We start from the raw sequence: 2,658 nt of genomic DNA, 5'->3' as shown, positions 1-2,658 counted from the left end.
TTCAAGCAATTGATTATATCTTTTATAAGGATATACCATCGTTTCCCAATTAGCCATAAAAAAATTCTTCAATATAAAAATTTTTTCATCATCGGCTAAATAAGAAGCTTGTTTCAATGTTAAATTTAAAAACTTATCTTCCGCTTTTCTTTTTGAATATTCTTCCAACTGAATAAGTAATGACGGAACAAGATTTATGTTTGATTTTATTTTAGGATAGTTATCTAAAATTGCAGCCATATCATAATAATCTTTTGTAGCATGTAACCTAACCCAAGGTAACTCATAAATATTAGTCTTAGGATTTTTATATATAGGTTGATGTTGATGCCATAAAAATGCTAAATAAATTTTTTTCATTATTTTTTATCGTTTAAATTTTGTTCGGCTCTAACGGAATACTCACTGTTAGGGTAATTATCCTTTATTTTTTGATAAATATCATTTGCCTGCTCAACTTTATTTGTAACTTTATAAAATCTTGCCAAATTTTCCATAACGGAAGGGACCAAATAATTATCGGAATACAAATTCAAAAACATATTCGAATATTCTATGGCTTTATCAAAACTGCCGGTCTCTTCGTATATTAAAATTAATGACGGATATGCCAACGGTCTGACGGTTTTAGGTTTTCCGTTGTCAATAATATACTTTAATAAAACCTCGGCTTGTTCATATTGTTTTTCGGATATCAAATGAGTTGCCTTCATAAATCTCGCTCTGTAAGAGGCGGTTGTATTTGAATATTGATCTATTATATCATCTATTATGCCGAAACCCTGTTCTATATTATTGTTTGCTATATAGTTTGAAGCAATCGTCAACTTGTAAGAAGCATCATTTGCTAAAATATTAAGACGAGCTTTAACAAATACGGCAAACAAAACAATACCTGTCACAAAACATAAAATCGTTATAATCGTATTTCTGTTTTTCTTTATAAAGCCGATAAAATTTTTATACTTATTTTTGTTCATAATATTTCCCCCAAAATATCAATTTAAATTAATAAAACATAACCTAAAATTTATTTTGTAAATTTTTTATAATCTCAAATGCATTTTTTTGCATTATTTCAAAGTATTTAAAATCAAGTCCTGCATTTACCAAAGTTATTTTAACTTTATCATTATCCATTAAATTTTCTGGTTCATGTGTATCGGTATTCAATACCATTTTTGCACCACATTCAAGAGCTAACTTTGCAACTTCTTTATTTGTTGCATTATGTCCGCACCTTGTTGTAATTTCCAAACATACGTTATTTTTTTTTGCCAACATTACATCCTCTTTTGTTATATGCCCGGGATGTGCCAAAATATCTATGCCTGCCTGCACCGCATAATGATTTGTCTGTTCCGGAACAGTTTCGGCAACGGTTTCCCCGTGAACAACTATAATTTCTGCACCGCAACTTCTACATTCGGCAACTATTTCCTTAATAAGTTTTGGCGGGACATAAGTTATTTCAACACCCGGAATTACTAAAATTTCATAATTATCCTGAAGAATTTTTGAAACTTTTATAATTCTCGGTATTACATAATCATAAGTTGAATAATCAACATGGTCGGTTAATGCAATTGCTTTATAACCTTTAAATTTAGCCCTGTAAACAAGTTCGCTCGGCAATAAAACGCCATCCGAAAACAATGTATGTGTATGTAAGTCAATCACTAAAAAAATACCTCCGATATTTTTTAGCTTAAAAGCCAGGAACGAACTCTTCGTGTTCTTAGCTAAAAAGCCGAAAAATTTATAATAACAAATTATATGGTTATATAATTATTAATTTTTTAAAATTCAAATTTATAATCCCATAAATTAAAAAATTACTAAGTAATTTTTATTATATCAAGCATTGAACAAAAAAGCAATTAAAGTTTCTTTACTTGTTTTTTTGCAAATGCAATTGCTTCCTGTTTTGTTTTAATTAAACCTTCATCATATTTATCATTTATTAATTTTAACAATTTACCTATAATTTTTCCGGGAGCAATTTTTAATTCGTTCATCAAAATATTACCGTCTATAATCTTTTCCTTCTTAGGTTTTGTTAGCAAATCAAAATAAGCATTCATAAATTCATTAACATATTTTTCTTGTTGTTTTAACCCTTTTCTTGAATAAATTTTTAACGGTTTGTATGAATGCCAATCCGCTAAAGCAAGCAGCAACAAATCCGGAACGATGTTACCTATATCTCTAAATAATCTCAATTTTGCTCTTTCGGTAACCGTTTCGGATTTTAATAAATTTGACGGTCTCATATGATATAAAACAACAGAACATGCATATTCTATTTCTCTATTGCTCATTTTCAAATTTTTCATTATCATTGATATATATTTTGAACCTATTTCCTCATGACCTAAAAATCTCATTACTTTACCGATTTTTTTTGCACATTTAGGTTTTGCACAATCATGAAATATTGCAATAAATTTCAATAAATTTTTTCTATTAACATTTTGACTGAAATTTTCGCATAAATATTGTGATAATTTTTCATTAACACTTGGAAAATAACCGCTTAATTTTTCAAATATTTTTTCCAATGATTCCATTGTAAGCAATGCATGTTGAAAAAGCCCTTTAGGATGGTAATAGAACTTTTTAGCGGATTTTTTCATTTTATAAACAAACGGAAACATA

3 protein-coding genes and 1 pseudogene are annotated in these 2,658 nt (G+C 28.3%); all 4 read right to left on the bottom strand.

From position 1 onward, the window contains the following. Window positions 1–360: pseudogene (locus ACMUOV_RS01440) on the bottom strand (glycoside hydrolase); the annotation flags it as partial. Then, the gene (locus tag ACMUOV_RS01435; RefSeq protein ID WP_413853078.1) at window positions 360–980 is read right to left on the bottom strand and encodes a tetratricopeptide repeat protein; all 621 of its coding nucleotides are present in this window, start codon (window positions 978–980) and stop codon (window positions 360–362) included. The pseudogene ACMUOV_RS01440 and the gene ACMUOV_RS01435, both read right to left, overlap by 1 nt. 43 nt (window positions 981–1,023) lie before the next feature. Then, complete coding sequence (locus ACMUOV_RS01430) at window positions 1,024–1,680, bottom strand: histidinol phosphate phosphatase domain-containing protein (RefSeq protein ID WP_413853076.1); 657 nt, start codon at window positions 1,678–1,680, stop codon at window positions 1,024–1,026. A gap of 200 nt (window positions 1,681–1,880) precedes the next feature. Continuing rightward, the coding region (locus ACMUOV_RS01425) for an HD domain-containing protein (protein ID WP_413853074.1) at window positions 1,881–2,658 on the bottom strand (778 nt) is incomplete at its 5' end.

The organism is Candidatus Ruminimicrobium bovinum, from assembly GCF_902760015.1.
GTDB classification, from domain to species: domain Bacteria; phylum Elusimicrobiota; class Endomicrobiia; order Endomicrobiales; family Endomicrobiaceae; genus Ruminimicrobium; species Ruminimicrobium bovinum.
The sequence above is the reverse complement of the archived record's forward strand: the minus strand, read 5'-3'. Positions and strand labels throughout refer to the sequence as shown.

Coding starts and splice junctions, on each gene's coding strand:
- ACMUOV_RS01435 (WP_413853078.1), bottom strand. CDS start 980: ATGAACAAAAATAAGTATAAAAATTTTATCGGCTTTATAAAGAAAAAC.